15 protein-coding genes are annotated in these 19,039 nt (G+C 74.7%); 4 read left to right on the top strand and 11 right to left on the bottom strand.

Annotated features, from left to right (window positions below):
- Positions 1–41 precede the first annotated feature (41 nt).
- The 6 genes from AC5R91_RS27995 to AC5R91_RS27970 form a co-directional block, all read right to left on the bottom strand.
- A complete protein-coding gene (locus AC5R91_RS27995; RefSeq protein ID WP_495394272.1) occupies positions 42–773 on the bottom strand; it encodes a thiamine phosphate synthase in 732 nt (243 codons plus the stop codon).
- A 1-nt stretch (position 774) separates the two neighbouring features.
- The gene (thiS, locus tag AC5R91_RS27990; protein WP_495394271.1) at positions 775–1,038 is read right to left on the bottom strand and encodes a sulfur carrier protein ThiS; all 264 of its coding nucleotides are present in this window, start codon (positions 1,036–1,038) and stop codon (positions 775–777) included.
- Between the two features lie 141 nt (positions 1,039–1,179).
- Positions 1,180–1,503: an Rv2175c family DNA-binding protein gene (locus AC5R91_RS27985; RefSeq protein ID WP_495398078.1), complete on the bottom strand. Its 324-nt coding sequence runs from the start codon at positions 1,501–1,503 to the stop codon at positions 1,180–1,182.
- 133 nt (positions 1,504–1,636) lie between these two features.
- Positions 1,637–3,325: a Gfo/Idh/MocA family protein gene (locus tag AC5R91_RS27980; RefSeq protein ID WP_495394270.1), complete on the bottom strand. Its 1,689-nt coding sequence runs from the start codon at positions 3,323–3,325 to the stop codon at positions 1,637–1,639.
- Between the two features lie 208 nt (positions 3,326–3,533).
- Positions 3,534–4,706: a 2-iminoacetate synthase ThiH gene (gene thiH, locus AC5R91_RS27975; protein WP_495394269.1), complete on the bottom strand. Its 1,173-nt coding sequence runs from the start codon at positions 4,704–4,706 to the stop codon at positions 3,534–3,536.
- Positions 4,703–5,611, bottom strand: coding sequence for a thiazole synthase (locus tag AC5R91_RS27970; RefSeq protein ID WP_495394267.1), 909 nt, complete (start codon positions 5,609–5,611; stop codon positions 4,703–4,705). The genes thiH and AC5R91_RS27970 overlap by 4 nt, the downstream gene beginning before the upstream one ends.
- A 527-nt stretch (positions 5,612–6,138) precedes the next feature.
- On the opposite strand from AC5R91_RS27970, the gene AC5R91_RS27965 reads away from it, so the two are divergent.
- Entirely contained in the window at positions 6,139–8,307 is a 2,169-nt protein-coding gene (locus tag AC5R91_RS27965) for a Stk1 family PASTA domain-containing Ser/Thr kinase (protein ID WP_495394266.1), read from the top strand.
- 82 nt (positions 8,308–8,389) lie between these two features.
- Entirely contained in the window at positions 8,390–10,480 is a 2,091-nt protein-coding gene (locus AC5R91_RS27960; protein ID WP_495394265.1) for a DUF5667 domain-containing protein, read from the top strand.
- A gap of 108 nt (positions 10,481–10,588) precedes the next feature.
- Here the strand turns inward: AC5R91_RS27960 and AC5R91_RS27955 are convergent, their stop codons facing one another.
- The 5 genes from AC5R91_RS27955 to AC5R91_RS27935 all read right to left on the bottom strand — a co-directional run bounded on the left by AC5R91_RS27955 (position 10,589) and on the right by AC5R91_RS27935 (position 16,392).
- Entirely contained in the window at positions 10,589–11,986 is a 1,398-nt protein-coding gene (locus AC5R91_RS27955) for a class II 3-deoxy-7-phosphoheptulonate synthase (RefSeq protein WP_495394264.1), read from the bottom strand.
- Positions 11,987–12,018: 32 nt separating this feature from the next.
- Complete coding sequence (locus AC5R91_RS27950; RefSeq protein ID WP_495394263.1) at positions 12,019–13,044, bottom strand: 6-phosphofructokinase; 1,026 nt, start codon at positions 13,042–13,044, stop codon at positions 12,019–12,021.
- 144 nt (positions 13,045–13,188) lie between these two features.
- Entirely contained in the window at positions 13,189–13,719 is a 531-nt protein-coding gene (locus AC5R91_RS27945) for a polyadenylate-specific 3'-exoribonuclease AS (protein WP_495394261.1), read from the bottom strand.
- Positions 13,720–13,723: 4 nt separating this feature from the next.
- Positions 13,724–15,439: a hypothetical protein gene (locus tag AC5R91_RS27940; RefSeq protein WP_495394260.1), complete on the bottom strand. Its 1,716-nt coding sequence runs from the start codon at positions 15,437–15,439 to the stop codon at positions 13,724–13,726.
- Between the two features lie 32 nt (positions 15,440–15,471).
- The gene (locus AC5R91_RS27935) at positions 15,472–16,392 is read right to left on the bottom strand and encodes a lysophospholipid acyltransferase family protein (protein WP_495394258.1); all 921 of its coding nucleotides are present in this window, start codon (positions 16,390–16,392) and stop codon (positions 15,472–15,474) included.
- Between the two features lie 540 nt (positions 16,393–16,932).
- On the opposite strand from AC5R91_RS27935, the gene AC5R91_RS27930 reads away from it, so the two are divergent.
- On the top strand, positions 16,933–17,730 hold the full coding sequence (locus AC5R91_RS27930; RefSeq protein WP_495394257.1) for an alpha/beta hydrolase: 798 nt from the start codon (positions 16,933–16,935) through the stop codon (positions 17,728–17,730).
- A 103-nt stretch (positions 17,731–17,833) separates the two neighbouring features.
- Entirely contained in the window at positions 17,834–18,805 is a 972-nt protein-coding gene (locus AC5R91_RS27925; protein ID WP_495394256.1) for a hypothetical protein, read from the top strand.
- The last annotated feature ends 234 nt before the right edge of the window (positions 18,806–19,039 follow it).

Raw genomic sequence — 19,039 nt, 5'->3', positions numbered from 1 at the left:
CATCCCGACCCGCATGAACGTCCCGGCCCGAGGGGTGGCGCTCAGGCGGTCCGCAGCCGCCGGGCGAGCGCGGCGGCGCCGGCGGCGGGGTCCTCGGCGGCGGTCAGCGCTCGCACCACAACCACCCGGCGGGCCCCCGTGGCGAGGATGTCGTCGAGGGTGTCCGGACCGACCCCGCCGGTGACGAACCAGGGCTTCGCGCCCGGTTCGAACGGCGGGGCGTGGCGGGCGGCGAGCCGGGGCAGCCCCAGCCCGACCGGTGGACGCCCCTGCTTGGTCGGCGTCGCGTGCACCGGGCCGACGCACACGTAGTCGACGTCCGGGTCGGCCAGAGCCGCGAGGAACTGCTCGGGACTGTGCGTCGACTGGCCGATCAGGACGTCCGGGCCGACCAGCCGGCGAGCGAAGGCAGGCGGCACGTCGTCCTGGCCGACGTGCAGGATGTCGACTCCGGTGAACGCGGCGAGATCGGCGCGGTCGTTCGCACTGACGAGAGTGCCCTGGCCGGCGCCGGCCGCCTGGATCTCGCGCAGGCCGCGCACCTCGTCGGCCCATTCGAGGCTCTTCTCGCGAAGCTGCACCAGGTCGACCCCGCCACGGCCGGCGGGGCCGATCACGGCGTCGAGGAACGGGCCGAACTCGGCCCGGCGGGGTGTGCAGAGATACAGCCGGGCGTCGGCGAGCCGCCGCAGCCGGTCCGCCCGCACCGACCCGTCCGCCCTCGCCGGCCCGTCCCCCGCGTCGGCGGGCGGCGTCGGTCCCGTTGTGGTCAACTCATCCTCCGGCGACGGCACGCACGATCTCCAAGGTGTCACCATCCGCGAGCCGGATGCCGGCCAACTCCGACGGGGTGAGCGCCACCCCGTTGCGTTCGACGACCACCGAACCGGGCCGCAGGCCGAGCTCGACGAGCAGGTCGGGCAGCGGCTGGCCGTCCGCGACCACGCGGGCGGCGCCGTTGACGACGACCTGCGCCCGGGCAGGTCCCGTCGGCGGGGTGGGCGCCGGCGCCGAGGCGGGCGGCGGACGATCGACCATGACCCGACCCTACGGGAGCCGGCAGCCCACGACAGCCTGGAAGCCCAGCACCGCGCAGAACGCACGACCACGCCGAACGCACGACCACGCAGGACCACGCAGGACCCGCGACCGTGCAGGACCCGCGATCACGCTGCCCGGTCAGAAGGCGAGGGCCTGGGCTCGCCGCTTGACCTCCTTGCCACGGTTCTCGACGAGCGCCCGCATCGGGGTGCCGGGCAGGCTCGGGTCCTCCCGAAAAAGCCAGTCGAGGGCCTCGTCGTCGGTGAACCCCGCGTCGGCGAGGAGCGTGAGCAGGCCGGGCAGGCCCTTGACCACCGTGCCGTCACCGATGAACTCCGCCGGCACCCGTAGGACACCGCCCTCCCGCCGGGCCAGCAACGTTCGTTCGCGCACCATCTGCCGGACTCGGGTCACGGGAACCTGCAACTGCGTCGCGGCGTCAGGCAGGGTCAGCCAATCCATGGTCAACAGTAAACACCTAAGTCCGGAACGGCGTCGTGGGGTGCCGGCGAGGTCCGCACCACCCGTGACCTCGCCGTCTCGGAGACGATCAGGGCCGGCGCACGATCACGGCGACCTGATCACGGCAATATGATCACAGCGGCACGACCTGCGCGCCGCCGGTGGCCACCGAACGCACCGCCGCCTCGAGCACCGCAACCACCGGGCGGGCCGCCTCGACGCCGTAGCCCGCAAGTGGCCAACCGGAGACCAGGCTGTCGGCGAGGTCGCGGTAGAACGCCTCCATGCCGCCCTGGGCCGCCCCCGCCCCGGGCGCCGGCAGCGGATAGCGGGTCCGGACGCCGTCATAGGTGGCCAGCAGCAACGAGGCCGCCCCGGCCACGTCGTCGTCCTGCGCGGCCCGGCGGCCGGCGTGCCGGCCCGTGACCGCGGGCCCACCGTCGAACGGCTCGGGATTCGCGGCGGGGGCGTCGTCGAGGATCAGCGTGCCCGCGCTGCCGAGCACCTCGAGGCTGGGACGGGCCGCTACCGTCAGGTCGGAGACGGTGATCTGCGCCTCCGCACCGCTCGCGAAGCGCAGCAGCAGCCGGCTGTGGTCGGCGTTGCTGACGTGGTACCAGACCCGCTTGAGCTCCGCGGCGCTGACCCACTCGACCGGCTCGTCGACGAGCGCGAGCACCTGGTCGACGCCGGCCGCGCCGCGATCGTAGAGCTGGCCGCCGCTGATCCGCTCGTCGTCGCGCCAGGTCCCGGCGGGTCGGCGCAGCCCGCCGCGGTGCACTTCCAGCCGCAGCGGCTCGCCGATCGCGCCACGACCGACGGCCGCGTGCAGCGCGCGATAGCCGGGGTCGACCCGACCCTCCGGGTAGACGGCGAGCAGCAGGGACCGCTCGGCCGCGAGCTCGGCGAGCTGGTCGGCGTCGGGCGTCGCCAGGCACAGCGGCGCCTGCACGACCACGTGCTTGCCGGCCTCCAGCGCCCGTCCGGCCCATTCGAGGTGGGTGTGCGTCGGGGTGGCGACGACGATCACGCCGAGCTCGGGGTCGTTCACCAGATCGTCGGGGTCCTCGACCCGGCGGGGCAGGCGACCGGCGGCGTGCGCGGGAGCGCGACTCGGGCCGCCGTCGCACAGGGCGGTCAGCTCCAGCCCCTCGGTCGCGTCGAGGCCCGCGTGGTGGGCCGCGGTGGTGTCGGGGGTGCCGAGCAGGCCGACGCCGACCGGCGGCGCGTCGTGCACGCCGAGGCAGTGCCGCAGCCACCGCCCGACGAGCCGGTGGTAGGCCGCGTCGCCGAGCACGGCGGCACCCGTGCCCAGGGTGAACATGCCGAGCCCCGTCGCCGGCCGCCAGGTGCAGACGGGATATTCGCCCATCTCGTGACGGATCAGCACCAGCCGCTCGACGTCGTCGGCGACCTTCTCCGGGATGACCCAGCTCTCCCGGGGGCGAAAGTCACCCGATCGGGCCATGATCGCGCTGCCCTGCGGCCCGGCCTGCAACCGCAGCTCGTAGGGGGGCGTCGCCCGGCCGGGAATGAGGCCGGACGCCTCCACCAGCGGGCTGTCGGCGGGCAGGGCGCGCACGGTCGGGCCGGCGAGCAGCACCGGGACGGACTGCCGGGCGCGGTCGAGCAGCTCCTGCTCGACGTGGTCGAGGGGACGATCGATGAGGACGAGAAGCGCGTCCGCCGACCGTGCCGAGGTCGGGCCGAGACCCGCTGCGCGCAGATGGTCGCCGAGCGCGTTCACCCCGGGCAGGTTCGACACCAGGTGAATGCGAGGCACGCCCGGCACTCTAGTGGTCTTAGCGACGCGCGCGGTCATTCGGGTCGAGAAGGACGGAGCAGGCCCTCCCTACATTACGAACAGTGCCCCACATCTGCCCTCAAACCGCGCATAGGGGAATTGCATCGGCACCGTCCGCACGCAGAACAGCGCGATAGCGCCGGCATCGTCCGGGCCGGCTCCGCCGGGCCGGGTTCCAAACGGCCCTGGGCGGAGTGCTCCGCGCCGACGGCGTCGAGTTCCGCCATCACCGCGGGTCGACGAGAGGGAAGGCGTCCTTCCACACCGGCTCGTAGCCGGCCGCGACGAGCATCGCGGCGACCTCGGCCGGCGGGCGCTCATCCGAGATCGAGAACTGCTCCTGGGCGGTACCCGGCGAACCGTAGCCGCCGGGCTCGGTGGAGGAACCCGCGCTCATCGTCGTCACGGCGATGCGGACCAGGCCGTCGCGCATCGCCGCCGGCTCCCGGGTGGACAGCGTCAGCGCGAGGTCGGGCTCGAACAGCCGCAGGGCCGCGTACGCCTGCACGAACTCGGCGTCGGAGACGACGACGACCGGCGGAAACTCGCTGGCACTGGGCTTGATCCTCGGCAGCGCGACCGACACCTCGGTCCGCCAGTACCGCCGCGACAGGAACGAGGCGTGGGCAGCCAGGGCGAGCACGTCGGCACGCCAGTCCGGGGCGAGGCCGAGCAGCGCGCCGATCCCGAGCCGGCGTGCCCCGGCGCCCGCGGCCCGCTCGAACGACGACAGCCGGCGGTCGTAGTCGCGTTTCCAGCCCGCGACGTGCACCTCGGCGTACCGGGCCCGGTCGTAGGTCTCCTGGTAGTGGACGACGCCCTCCAGCCCGGCCCGCACCAGCCGGGCGTAGGTGTCGTCCGACCAGGTCTGCGTCTCGATCGACAGCGACGGGAACATCGGCCGCAGCCGCTCCACCACGGCGACGAGGTAGTCGGCGGACACCTCGACGCGGTGTTCCCCGGCGACCAGCAGCACGTGGCGGAAGCCCCGCTCGGCCAGCAGCCGACCCTCGGCCGCCACCTCGTCGACGCTGAGCGTGCGCCGCGCGACCGGCAGACCCTTGGCGAAGCCGCAGTAGGTGCAGGACGACAGGCAGGCGTTCGAGACGTACAGCGGGGCGAACAGTCGCACGGCCCGACCGAAGCGGCGCAGCGTGATCGCCCGGGCGGCGAGCGCGAGCTCCTCCAGCCGACCCGTCGCGGCCGGCGAGAGCAGGACGGCCAGCTCGTCGAGGCCGACCCGCCCCGGTGCCGGCTCGCCCCGCCCACCCGGACCGGGCACGACCCGGCGCAGCACCTCGTCGACCTCCGCCGGCGTCGCGCGCCGCGACCGGTCGGACAGTCCCGACAGGTCCAGCGCGGCGAGCTCCCGGGCGAACTCCCCCGGCGGCGCGCTCACCCGGCCACCCTGCCGTTGCCGTTCGCGGGGGTGCCGAGAGCGCCGAGGAAGCCGGTGAGCGGCGAGGACGCGGATGCCGCGGTGGCCGTCCCGGTCCCCGCCTGCCCGGCCAGGTGGCCCAGCCGCCCGGCGACGGTCGCCAGCGCGAAGGCCCGGGCCATCCGCACCGGGTCGGCCGCCACCGCGATGGCCGTGTTGACCAGCACCGCGGCCGCGCCGATCTCCATGGCCTCGGCCGCGTCCGAGGGCACACCGAGGCCGGCGTCGACGATCACCGGCACGCCCGCACCCGCCACGATCGCCTCGATCGCGTCCCGGGTGCGCAGCCCGCGGTTCGAGCCGATCCAGCTACCGAGCGGCATGACCGTGGCGCAGCCGGCCTCCTCCAGGCGGCGGGCCAGGACCGGGTCCGCCGAGCAGTACGGCAGGACGGTGAAGCCGTCGGCCACCATGAGCTCGGCGGCGCGCAGGGTCTCGATCGGATCCGGGGCCAGCGTCCGCGGGTCCGGGGTGACCTCCAGCTTGACCAGGGCGGTGCCGGTGGCGGCGCGGCCCAGGCGGGCCAGCCGCAACGCCTCCGCCGCATCCGCGGCACCGGAGGTGTTGGGCAGCAGCGTCATCCCCGGCGGGACGAAGTCGAGCACGTCGCCCTCGCCAGCGCGGTCGAGGTCGACCCGGCGCAGCGCGACCGTCACGATCTCGGCGCCGGAGGCGAGCAGGCTGTCGCGCATCACCTCGTGAGCCGCGAACTTGCCCGTCCCCACCAGCAGGCGGCTGCCGTAGGGACGCCCGGCGATCACAAGCTCGTCACCCTCGACCGGCTCGACGGCGCCGGACGACGCGAGGCCGGGCGGCCGGGACCACTCCGGCGCGGCAACGACGCGACCTGACGGAGCCTGCGACATGATGACCATCCTCCCCACGCGCGCATGACCGCGATCGGGTATGCGGGTCGCCGACGGTGTTCCTGGCCGGCCTCTCAGCCCATGTCCACGGGCTCCCCGGTGCGGCCCCAGTCTAGCCCGCCCGCAACCGCCACCGAGCCGGATCGAGGCACGCCGCCCACGTGCGGCGGCCGGACCGGGGGCCCGCGAATCGGGGGCGGCACCCCGACGGGCGACGGCCCGCGAACCTCATCCTCACGGACGGCGACGGCTCGGACGTGCCGGGGCACACCCATCGCCGGCCGGGGCGGATTGGCGGCGGTATCCGTGCGCCGCGGCGGATCCGCGCGGCGCCATCGCCGTATACCGGCAGGGTCAGGTATTCAGCCGAAGACCATCGGCCGGTAACGCGATAGGCAACGCCATGTCCGCGGGACATGCAGATGCGTTCGCCGCCGCCCCTCATCCGAATCCGGAGCTAACGCCGCGTGGCTCCGGTAGCGGCATGGTTCGGCAACGATCGTAAACTGTCTCCCGTGGATGCCACCGTGGCCGACCCCGTCATAGGTCGGCTTCTCGACGGCCGCTACACGGCGCAGGAACGACTCGCCGTCGGCGGCATGGCGACGGTGTACGTCGCACACGACAACCGGCTGGACCGGCTCGTCGCCCTCAAGGTCATGCATCCCAACCTCAACCACGACCCGGAGTTCGTCGGCCGTTTCCACCGCGAGGCCAAGGCGGTGGCGCGCCTGAACACCCCCCGGGTCGTCTCGGTGCTCGACCAGGGCTCCGACCACACCTCGGCCGGTCTGATCAACTACCTGGTCATGGAGCTGGTGCGCGGCCGGTCGTTGCGCCAGCACCTGGGCGCCCGGGGGCGGCTGCCGGTCGCCGAAGCCGTCGAGATCATCGAGCCCGTGATGGAGGCGCTCGCCGCCGCGCACGACGCGGGCATCATCCACCGCGACATCAAGCCCGAGAACATCCTGCTCGGCGACGACGGCCAGGTGAAGGTGGCCGACTTCGGCCTGGCCCGCCCGCTCGGCCAGCCCACCCAGGCACTCACCGACGGGGTGGTGATGGGCACCGTCGGGTACCTCGCGCCCGAACAGGTCACCCTCGGCACCGCCGACACCCGCAGCGACGTCTACGCCGCCGGGGTCGTGCTGTTCGAGTCGCTGACCGGCCATCTTCCGCACAGCGGCGCGACCCCGATGTCGATGGCCTACCAGTCCGTCCACGGCGACGTGCCGGCGCCGTCCACCATCGTCGAGGGCGTGCCGGCGGAACTCGACGGCCTCGTGCTGCGGGCGACGGCGCGCGACCCGGCCCGCCGGCCCGCCGACGGCGCGGCGCTGCTCGACGAGCTGCGCCGCATCGGGCCGTACCTGCCCGCGCCGGACGCCTACCAGACCGGCTTCACCGGCGAGGTCGAGCGGATCGGCCTGATGGGGCCGCCCCCCGAGGATCCGCGGCCCGACTACACCCGCCCCTTCCAGCCCACCGACTACGACACCGACTACGACGATCCGCACGGCGCCGTTCCGTTCACCGGCGCGGAGTCGGGACGGCCGAGGGCTGGGATCGCGGAGCACGACCCGGCCGCCGGGCCGCCGTACGCGGGCGGCGTGGCCAGCCAGCCCGGCACCGGGGCGCTCTACCGCTCCTCCGTCCCGCCGACCCCGACCTCCACCAGCTACCTCGGCGCCGGTCACGGGCGCCGCCGCGCCGCCAGCCCCGGCTCCGGCGCGCGCCGGTACGCGCCGTTCGCCGTGGGCGGCGCGGCGATCCTGGTCCTGCTGCTCGGCTTCCTCGCAGTGCGCCTGCTGTCCAGCGACAAGATCGAGGTCCCGCTGCTGACCAGCCTCAGCAAGTCGGACGCCGAGACGATGCTGCGGGACCACGGGCTCAGGCCGACCTACCTCGATCCGGTCGCCAACCCCACCGTGGCCGCCGGCCACGTCGCCCAGCAGGACCCCAGGGACGGGACGAAGGTCGACAAGGGCGCGGTGATCACTCTGCGGCTGAGTTCCGGTCCCGCGACCGTCGGTGTGCCGGACCTCGCCAACCTCACCCAGGAACAGGCCACGGCCCGGCTCAAGGAGGTCAACCTCACCGTGGGTGGGCTGATCAACCAGGCCAGCGACACCGTCCCGGCCGGCCATGTGATCGGCACGAACCCGGCCGTCAACACGGTGCTCAAGCCCAGCGACGGCGTCACTCTGATCATGTCGAGCGGCCCGGACACCAGACAGATGCCGGCCGATCTCATCGGCAAGACCTACGACGCGGCCAAGGCGGAGATCGACGCCCTCGGCGTCGCGGGAGTGACGGTTCAGCGCGATCTGGCCGTCACCGAGGACACGGCCCCCGACAACGTCCTCGGCACCGCCCCCGCGGCCGGCCAACCGATCGCGCCGAACAGCACCGTGACGCTCACGGTCGCCGCCGCGCCCGACGACGGAACCGACACCACCGGCGGGGGTGACGGCGGGGGTGACGGCAGCGGCGTGCAGGTCACCGTCCCCAAAGTGATCGGCAAGTCCTACCGCGACGCCGAGAACATCCTGCGCCAGCGTGGGCTGAAGATCGACCGGTTCGCCGTGCTCGGCAACCCGACCGACCGGGTGACAGCCCAGTCCCCCCAGCCCAACTCCAAGATCGAAAAAGGTAGTACAGTACACGTGAACACTGTGTGGCAGTTCGGTAACTGAACGACGGTAGACCTCGGTCGGGCCAGCGCGGGGGCAGCCGGCTCCCGGACCGCCGCCGCACGACCGCTCCCAGGGGGAGGACGTGAGGGCAGCGCGCGGCCGCGACCGGGATTTCGCCAGGGTGGAGCAACCCGGGCCTCGGCAGCTCGGTTCCCGGTGGTGGCGGCCGCGTCGAACCCGCTCCGAGCAGGCCGCCGCGCTGCTGGACGGTCAGCGCCCGCCGGCCGACGCCGCCGATCTGCGCCTGGTCACCACGGCGGCGGCCCTGCGTGACCTCCCGACCCCCCGGATGAGTCCGGCCCGCCACGCCGCCGTGCGCGCCCGCCTGCTCGCCTCCCTCGCCGACCAGACCCGCGCCACACCAGCACTCGCCGGGCCAACGGTGGCCCGCGGCTCGGGCGTCACCGGACGGCGGGTGCGTCCGGCCCCACCGCGGCGTGGCCGGGTCCTGCGCGCCGCCCGCCCGCTGCTGGCCGTCTCCCTCGCCGGCGCGGTGGCCCTGGCCGGTCTCGCCGTCAGCGCGGAGGACGCCCTGCCCGGTGAGACGCTCTACAGCGTCAAACGGCGGGTCGAGAACCTCCAGGTATCGCTGGTGCGCGATCCGGTCGCCAAGGCGAAGACCCGCCTCGACGTGGCCGGCACCCGCATGAACGAGCTACGCACGATCACTCTTGGCGAGGGTGCCCCCGTCGAGCATGCCAATACCGGCGGCGCCGGGGCGCCTGCCGGGAACCGCTCGCCGGCGGCAACCGCGCTCGGCCAGCCCGCGGCGGCCGGCATCCCCCCACTGATCGCACCCGCCACGGTCGCCCCTGGCAGCCTGGCCGCCGTACCTGAGGCCTCCTCACGGGCCGAGGTCGGCACGCTCCCGTCGGCGTTGCGGACGTCCGCGGCGGCCGCCGGTCCCGCCGGTCAGCCGTCAGGCCCTGCGGACCCGTCGCACCCAAATGATCCATTCGGCTTGCCGCGCGCCGCGGGGACGGGCCTTCCCCACCCGCCCGTCGGGCTCCTCCCACCCGTCGGAGCGGGCGCCCCGGCCGGGCCGAACCCGGTGCCACCCCCCGGCCGGCCGGCAGCACCGGGGCGACCAGGCCCGTCCGCCGTGGCGGCCCCACCGACGCCACCGGCCGCGTCAGCTCTCCCTGTCGCACCTGCCGCCCCGCCCCCAGCGGCCGCGCCCAACACAACAGCCGCCCCGGGCACCACGGTCGCCCCGCGCATGGCAGCCGCCTCGACAGCCTCGGCGCCGACCCCTGCCCCTGCCCCGCCCGGCCGCCACGCGGATGCCGGCACGGTCAACAGCCTGCTGCGGGCCTGGTGCGCGCAGGCGCGGGCCGGCTCGCGGGTGCTGCTCGCCAGCGCCACCGCAGGAAACGCCGACGCCTGGGCGACGATGGATGCCTTCACCACCGAGCAGTCCAACCGGCTGACGCCCGTCCTCGCCGCCCTGCCTCCGGGCACGACCGAAGCCGCCCGGGTGGCGATCGACCTCATCGACGAGTTCCGCAACGCCCTCGGCCCCCGTCTTCCGCGCGCGACCGCCGCCACCGCGGCGCATCCCACGCACGCCGCACCCACCACGGCGACGGTCACTGAATCGCAGGAGCTTCCGCCGACCGCCGCACCGGACACGACGACCTCCCCGAGCGACGCCGGGCCGACCATTGCGCCGACGCCGGCCAGCACCTCGATCAGCGGCCTGGCCGAGGATGCCACGCACGGTCCGAGCGGGGTGGACCGCGCGGCCGAGCCAGTCGCGCCGCGTCCGGCGCCCGCCGCGCCGACGCGACCGAGCGCTGCGGCCCCTGCCGCCCCGATCGGCGCGCCCTCGGCGACGCCGGCGGCCGGGGCCCCACCACGCATACCGGACGCCGTCGGGCCGGCAGGCACCGCCGGCCCGACCGGAGTCCCCAACCCGCCTGCTCGCACCGGCCAGGCGGGCGGCGGCACGAGCCAAGCGGGCCAGATGGGCACAGGCGACCAGGCCGGCACGGCGACCGCGGCGGTCGGCGCAGGAGCCACAGTGACGACGGTTCCGGGGACGGATGCGGCACGGGTGGGGGCCAGGGCGCCCAGCGTCATGACGTCCACCGGAACGGGGGGTCAGCCGGCGGGCGACGGTGATGGAGCTGCGGGCGCCGCCACGGACTACCGGTCCGCCCCCACCGACTGAACCACGCGCTACTGAACGACGCGCTGCGTCGCCCCCGGGCCTGCCTCCGACGCGGCCGCTGCGATGCGCGGGAAGGCAGTCCCGCCCTGGTTTCGGGGACCTACTCGTCTAGACGGTGGGGAGCTCCTGCATCGCGGCGGCACGCTCACCCCGCGCGTGCTGGAGCATCTCGGCGACGAGGAAGGCCAGCTCGAGGGCCTGCCCGGTGTTCAGGCGCGGGTCGCAGGCGGTCTCGTAACGGCCGCCGAGATCCTCCTCGCCGATCAGCTCGGCACCGCCGAGGCACTCGGTGACGTTCTCGCCGGTCAGCTCGATGTGCAGGCCGCCCGGGTGAGTGCCCAGGGCCTTGTGCACCTCGAAGAAGCCGAAGACCTCGTCGAGCACGTCGTCGAAGTGGCGGGTCTTGACGCCGCCGACGTCGCGGGTGTTGCCGTGCATCGGGTCGCAGGACCAGACGACCGGCGGGCCGGCGGCGTTGACCTTCTCGATGATCGGCGGGAGGGCGTCACGGATCTTGCCTGCGCCCATCCGGGTGATCAGGGTCAGCCGGCCGGGGACGTGCTGCGGGTTGAGCCGCTCGGCGAGCTCGAGAACCTCGTCGGGGCTGGCCTTCGGCCCGACCTTGCAGGCGATCGGGTTGCCGACCCGGGACAGCAGGTCGACGTGGGCGCCGTCGAGGTCCCGGGTCCGCTCCCCGATCCAGATCATGTGCGCGGACAGGTCGTACGGGTTGCCGGTGGAGTCCTCCACCCGGGTGAGGGCGCGCTCGTACTCCAGCAGGAGACCCTCGTGGCTGGTGAACAGCTCCACCCCGGTCAGCGCCGCGCTGCCGAGGTCGATGCCGCAGGCGGCCATGAAGGCCAGCGCCCGCTCGATGTTCGTCGCCATCACCTCGTAGCGCCGGCCGGCCGCCGAGTCGCGCACGAACGCCTTGTTCCACTCGTGGACCTTCGACAGGTCCGCGAAACCGCCGGTGGCGAACGCCCGGACGAGGTTCAGCGTTATGGCGCTCTGATGGTAGGAGGCGACCATGCGCATCGGGTCCGGCCGGCGGGCCGCGGCGGTGGCCGCGATGTCGTTGACGGCGTCGCCGCGGTAGGACGGCAGGCCGGTGCTCGACTCGATGTCGGCGGAACGCGGCTTGGCGTACTGGCCGGCGATGCGGGCGACCTTCACCACCGGCGTGCTCGCGCCGTAGGTGAGCACGACCGCCATCTGCAGCAGCGTCTTGACCTTGTCGCGGATCTTGTTGGCGGTGTTCGCCGCGAAGGTCTCGGCGCAGTCACCGCCCTGAAGCAGAAATGCCTCACCCCGGGCGACCATCGCGAGGCGCTCGGTGAGCGAACGCACCTCCGGGGCCGTGACCAGCGGGGGAAGCGCCGCAAGCTGGTTGTAGGCGGTCTGCAGTTCCTCGAGGTCGGGCCACGACGGCTGCTGCTTGGCCGGGAGGGTCCGCCAGACATCCAATGCGCTCACGAGACACCAGGGTACGGTCCCCGCCGCCATGTGAGCCGGTCAACCGGCCGACATGTTTCCGCTCAGCCGAAGAAGATCTCCGCCTCGTTGTAGAGCTCCTCGGGCACCGTCTTGAGCTCGCGGGTCGCCTCCGCCAGCGGCACGCGGTCGACGCGGGTCCCGTGCAGGGCGACCATCACCCCGAAGTCGCCCTCGTGCACCGCGTCGACGGCGTGCAGGCCGAAGCGCGTCGCGAGCCAGCGGTCGAACGCGGTCGGCGTGCCGCCGCGCTGGAGATGGCCGAGCACGGTGGCGCGGGCGTCCCGGCCGGTACGGCCACGGATCTCGGTCTCGAGCACCTGGGCGATGCCCTGCAGGCGGACGTGGCCGAAGGCGTCGAGCTCGCCCTCCCTCGTGACCATGGTGCCGGCGATCGGGGTGGCGCCCTCCGCGGCGACGATGATCGGGGCGTAGTGGGTGGCGAAGCGGGCCTCGACGAAGGCGCAGACCTTGTCGAAGTCGAACGGCCGTTCCGGGATGAGGATGACGTTCGCGCCGCCGGCCATGCCGCTGTGCAGGGCGATCCACCCGGCGTGGCGCCCCATCACCTCGAGGATGAGCACCCTGTGGTGGCTTTCCGCGGTGGTGTGGAGGCGGTCGATCGCCTCGGTGGCGATGTTGACGGCGGTGTCGAAGCCGAAGGTGTAGTCGGTGGCGGACAGATCGTTGTCGATGGTCTTGGGCACCCCGACCACGGGCAGACCCTCGGCGTGGAGCTGCGCGGCCACGCCGAGGGTGTCCTCCCCGCCGATCGCGATGAGCGCGTCGATCTCGGCGGCCGCCAGGTTCTCGCGGATCAACGACGGCCCGTCCACGGCCGCATAGGGGTTCGTGCGGCTCGACCCGAGGATGGTCCCGCCGCGCGGCAGGATGCCCCGCACGGCGGCGGTGTCGAGCGGCACCGTGTCACCGGTCAGCGGCCCGCGCCAGCCGTCCCGGAACCCCACGAAGCTGTGCCCGTAGACGCCCTCGCCCTTGCGGACGACGGCCCTGATCACCGCGTTGAGCCCGGGGCAGTCGCCGCCGCCGGTCAGTACGCCGATCCTCATCGCGAATCCTCCTGTCGAGCGCGCAGGCCACGCCGGCGGCAGCGTAACGGCAGGTCCGCACCCGGGAAGCGATTTGGTCACCGGGCGTGGCGACTCGACCACGCAGAAGGGGCGATGTCTTCGCGACGAGCCCGCGGTGGGGCGTCAGCGCCGCGCGGGCGGAGCGGCGGCGACCCGGGCCCGCAGCGGGGCGAGGACCTCCCAGCGAGCCAGGTTGTGCACGGCGTCGGCGAGGGCGTCGTGAGCGTTGGCCGGCGGCGACGGCAGCGCCGGGCGGCCGACGTCCTCCCAGAGCTGGCGCAGATCCCGGGTGAACCGCGGCAACTGCGCGGGCAGGTCGGTCATCGTTCCGAAAAGCTGGCAGAGCACCACGTGGTCGTAGGCGCCATACCAGGCCCACAGCTCCGGCGTGCCGTCGGCGGTCAGCAACGCGGCGATCTCCTCGCGGATTCGCGCGCGGGATCGCCACGCCGCGTCGGCCGGCGCCGGTAGCTGGTCGAGGACATTGCGGCGGACCCACGGCACCGCGAAGGCCGGGTCGAACTCGGTGGACACGGCGTAGTAGCGCTGCGCGCCGTCCTCGCTGACGATGCCGATGCTGACCAGATCCAGCCAGAGATGATCGGCCTCACGGCGCTCGATGAACTCGGTGTCGTAGAAGAATCGGGTGCCCACCGGCTCAGTCTCCTCCGCCGGCCGGATCGGCGGGAACCGGCGCCTGCCCCGGAGCCACCGCCGGCCGCCGGTCCGCCGGGGCGGCCGGCGCGGGGCGCGGGTCCGGCGTCGCCGGGTCCAGCGGCGACCAGCCGGGGCGGCCGGAACGGCCCGAACGGCCCGAACGCCGGCGCCACGGCCGCAGCACGAACGCGAGCGGCGCCGCCGCGCCGGCCGCCCCGACCAGTGGCAGCACCCACAGCAGCGGCCCGGAGTAGTCGTCGTCGCGGCGGTCGGCGGCCGCGGGGGCGCCCGATCCCGCCGATCCCGCCGATGCCGCCGCGGGTCTCGACGAGGGGACGCAGCCGCCTGCGCCCGCGGCCGTGGGCGCGCTCACCTGCGGGCCGGCGGTGGCCGGGGAGACCCGGACGTCGACCCGGGCCGCCCCGGGCTCGGCCACGACGCACAGCAGGCCCGCACCCGGTGCCGAGGTCACCCGCGCGCCGACGACCTGGACCTGATAGCCCTGCGGGTAGGACCACGCCGGCACGCTGATGGCCGTCGCCGCACCGGGCGCGAGGGAACCCCCGGCGGGCGCGGCGGTCCGGTAGGTGACCGTGAGGACCCGCGCGTCGTCGAACCGCAGCGACTCGGGCGTTCCCGCGACGGCCATCGGGTACGGGCGGACGATCTCCGCCGGGGCGGCCGGGAGCGGACCACCGCCCAGGGCTTGCGGCGGATCGGTGCCGACCGTCCCACCCGTGCCGCTGGGCGCGTCATAGAACCAGCTCAGCCCGAACGCGTCCGCGGCCGACACCAGGCCGCGCACCGCTGCGGGCGAGCCGTCCTTCCACCCGACCAGGTAGCCGGTCGGGTCGTTGACGGCGACGGTGGCGGCGGCGTCGAACGGCGCCGGGCGGTCCCGCCACAGCAGGTGGCGGGGGTCCTGCGCCGCGACGGTGGCGGTCAGCGCCGTCCCGGCGCCCGCGGCGGCCGGGACCTCGTAGCCGATCAGGCCCGGCTCGCCGCGGAACCGGCTCGCCAGCCGGCCGAGGCCGGTTGTGAGCGTCGCGCTCGACAGCGCCTGGCCCCGGGCGGCGGGGACGAGCCGCAGCACGACTCGCATCCCGCGGCCGGTGAACGTGCGGGCCAGGCCCGCGACCTGGTCAAGCCCGGGATCGGTGGCTACGCGCGCGGCGGCATCGGGCACCGGCCAGCCGGCGGTGACCGGGAAGCGGCCGCCCGCGGCCACCGGCACCGCGAGGCGCACGCCGCTGAAGCCGTAGCCGATCCAGGTGTCGAGGTCGGCGGCGGTCGGGGTGACTCCGGCCGGCACCGTCATACCGCGGAGGACGACCGCCCGGCGCTCGCCGTCGGTCAGGTAGGCCCCTGAGCGGTCGATGGTGCCGGCCGGAGCGGGAGCGGCGGCGTCGGCGGGAGCGGCGGCGTCGGCGGGAGCGGCGGCGGTGGGACCCGCGGGACCCGGCGCCGCCGACGGGAACGCGGTCACCGCGGCCGACGGAGTGGGCGCCGCGAGCGCGGCCGGGCCGCCGGCGACCAGGCAGCCGGCGAGCGCACCGAGCGCGAGCAGCAGCGTGGCGAGCCGGCGGGAGCCACGGCGCGCGTCGGTCGCGCCGGTACGACGAGCACGGTCCGGCCGCGGACCCGGAACACGCCGCCGCCGGCGCGTGCCGTCCGACCGATCAACCGCCGCCGGCAAAGGATCGAAATCGCCACGCACGCGACCATCCTGCCGTGTTGCCCGCAGCCGGGTCAGACCGCCCGGTCGGCGTGGCCGTCGGAGCCTCGCGGATGCGCCGGCGCGGTCACGGGCCGGGCCGGGCGTTCGCCCGCCACGGCGGCCGGTCCCTCGGGGCCCCCCGCCGCCGTCCCCGCCGCCGTCCCCGCCGCCGGCACGTGTCCCGACGCCGCCGGCACCGGCACCGTCCCCGCGGTCGGCACCGTCCCCGCCGCCGGTGCCGACCGTCCAACCGGCACCGAGGTGCCAGCGGCGCGAGCGGCGGCAATCTCCTCCTTGGCCCGCTTGGCGTACATGTCCACGTACTCCTGGCCCGACAGGGCCATCAGCTCGTACATGATCTGGTCGGTGATCGACCGCAGCACGAACCGGTCGTCCGCCATGTCGGCGTAGCGGGAGAAGTCGAGGGGCCGACCGACCCGCATCCCGATCCGGCGGATCTTCGGCACGAGCTGACCGGGCGGCTGCACCTCGAACGTGCCGATCATCGCGACCGGGATCACCGGCACGCCGGCCTCCAGGGCCATCCGGGCCACGCCGATCTTGCCGCGGTACAGGCGGCCGTCGGGCGAGCGGGTCCCCTCCGGGTAGATGCCGATCAGCCGGCCCTGGCGCAGGACACGCACGCCGGAGCGAAGGGCGCCCTCACTCGCCTTGCCGCCGCTGCGGTCGATCGGGATCTGGCCGGCGCCGCTGAAGAACACGCGCTTGAACCAGCCCTTGACGCCGGCCTCGGTGAAGTAGTCGCTCTTGGCCAGGAAGGTCACCCGACGCGGGATCACCACCGGCAGGAAGAAGTGATCCAGAAAGGAGAGGTGGTTTCCGGCGAGGATCGCGGGGCCCTGCAGGGGGATGTTCTCGGCTCCCTCCACCCACGGACGCCAGAACACCCGAAGGATCGGCGTCAGGACCGCCTTGAGCACCCAGTAGAACAAGACAGCTCCCGCCTGGTCACCGCCGTCAGACGACGCCCGCCTGGGGCGACCGTGGCCGGGCCGCCCGTCTCCATCCGCCGACGCCGATCACACCAGACCCGAGCATCCCACCGCGCGCCAGGTGGGGCACGGCGGCGCTCCGCGGCTCGCGGACGGCGACGGTACGCGAGCCGGGCGGCGGACGGGGCCCGGCCATGGTCGCCGGTGTGCGGGAGCCGCCCGCAAGCCTGGGGATCGGCCATCATCACGTCCATCTAACGCCGACGCGGCCCGGGTGGTGCCCACGGCTCCCGGCCTGGCGCCGACAGCACGGGACTCGCCGGGCGCGCGCGGACAGGCCCGCGCCTATATCATCCCAGCCGGGGCGTTCTCGGTCCCGGCTGGCTTCTGGCGTTCCGACGGCGTCCGCACGACCGCGAGATACGTACGACCGTGGCCTCAACCCGCGGACCGTGCGAGCATATGTTTACCGGCGCTTTCCTTTCTCGCCGCCCGCGACGTGGCATGCGGGCGGGCCCAGGGCACGAAGGGCGGATCACGATGGCGGGCTCCACCGGCACAGCCGTCCTACCCGGTGCCGAACCGTTCGAGTTCGCGGGTGGCCCGGTGGGCGTCCTGCTGGTCCACGGGTTCACCGGCTCTCCGGGCAGCATGCGGCCGTGGGGCGAGTCCCTCGCCGCTGCCGGGCTGACCGTCTCCTGCCCGCTGCTGCCGGGCCACGGCACCCGTTGGCAGGACATGGTCCCGACCACCTGGCCGGACTGGTACACCACCGTGCAGGGCGCGTTCCTGCGCCTGCGCGCGGACTGTGAGCAGGTGTTCGTCATGGGCCTGTCGATGGGCGGGACGCTGACGCTGCGGCTGGCCGAGGAGCACGGCTCTGACATCGCCGGCGTGGTCACGGTGAACGCGAGCCTGTCGACCGAGCGGTGGCACGCCGCGCTCGCGCCGCTGCTCGGGCGGGTCATCCCGGCCGTGCGCGGCGTCGCCGGCGACGTGAAGGCCAAGGGCGTGCCCGAGGTCGGCTACGACCGGGTGCCGCTGCTCGCGTTCGCCTCGCTGCGCAAGCTGTGGGGGGTCACCCGCGGCGACCTCGGGCGGATCGACTGTCCGGTGCTCGCGTACCGAAGCGTCGTCGACCACGTGGTGGAGCCGAGCTCGGGGGCGATCCTGCTGGCCGGGGTGCGCGCGCCGATCGAGGAGCGGCTGCTGCCGGACAGTTGGCACGTGGCAACCCTCGACAACGACAAGGAAACAATCTTCAAAGGCAGTCTGGACTTCGTCCAGCGGCACGCGGCGCGCGCGCTCGTGCCCGACACCCCCCACGACGATGGCTGAGCATCCGCCGGCGCCGGGTCAGGGCGAGCCCCGGCCGTCCGCGGCGGGCGCGGCGGAGCCCGACCGTCCGGTGGCGGACCGCGGGGCGGCGGCGGGAGCCGGGGTGTCACCCACCGGGTGCGGCGCCGCCCTGCCGGCCGAATCCGGCCCGTCCGGGCCTGCAGGCACGCCCGCGGGCGGCGAGGCGTCCGGCGTGGCCGGGAACGCCGCAGGCGGGGGGCAGTCCGGACCCGCCGGCGCCGCTGCGGCGGCCCCCACGGACCCCAGCCCGACCGGACCGCCGTCGTCGGCCGGCCCGCCGGCTTCGATCCACCCACCGGCCTCGACTCACCCGCCAGCCTCGACTCACCCGCCAGGTCTGCCGTCCTCGACCGGGCGACCGGACGCCGCGGCCGGCGCCCCGGGGAAGCCGGAGGCGGACGGAGGCGTCGCCGCCGAGGGCGGGCCGGCGGGCCCGGCCGACGGGGAACCGCCCGGGCCTCGCCCCGAGGAGCCCGCCGCGCGGTCGTCGCCCCGTTCCCAGGAGGCCGACGACGCGGCCTTCCTCGATCTCATCGCGCACTTCGACGACGAGCCGGAGAGCCGACGGTGGCCGGCGGCGGAGGACCTCGGCGACACCCGTCGCCCTACCGTGATCATCCTGCGTCCGCCGTTCGAGCCCGGTGTTCCGCCCGCGCCGGACGACCGCACCGATCCCGGTCTGGACGAGGCGCCGCCCCCGGGGCTGAATCCGCCCGGCATCGGCGCCGGGCGCGGCGCCGACCCGGCCGACTTCGTCGTGATCGACCTCGGCGGATCGGCGGACGCCCCGCCGGACCCGGAGGACGACCACTACGTGCCGCCGCCGGCGCCGCCCCTGCCCCGGATCCGGCCGGTGACCCGCTGGGCGCTGGGCTCGATCGCCCTCGGGGTGGTGTTCCTCGTCGTGCCGACCCTGATCGGCTTCAACCAGTCCCGCGCGCAGGATGTCACCGGCGTGCTACTGATCCTCGGTGGGGTCGGCACCCTCGTCGCCCGCATGGGTGACCGACCGCCCACCGATTTCGACGGCCCCGACGACGGCGCGGTGATCTGACCGCGACGGTCCGGGACGTGAGCCGCCGCGATGAACCTGCGGCGGCGTACCGGCGGTGCGGCCGGCGTCGGTGCGTGGCCGCGTAGTCGGGGCGCGCTCCTCCGGACGTGCTCGCGTCCCGGCCGGATCCCGGGAACGGTCGCACCCCCGGGGCACACCGGAGGGAAGGCAGGGCCGGTGCGTGGCATCGGGCCTGAGGACGACGTCGGCGTGGCAGCCGTCGTACTGGCACCG

It is taken from the genome of Frankia sp. BMG5.60 (assembly GCF_059428125.1).
This window is presented reverse-complemented; position numbering and strand designations above follow the sequence as displayed.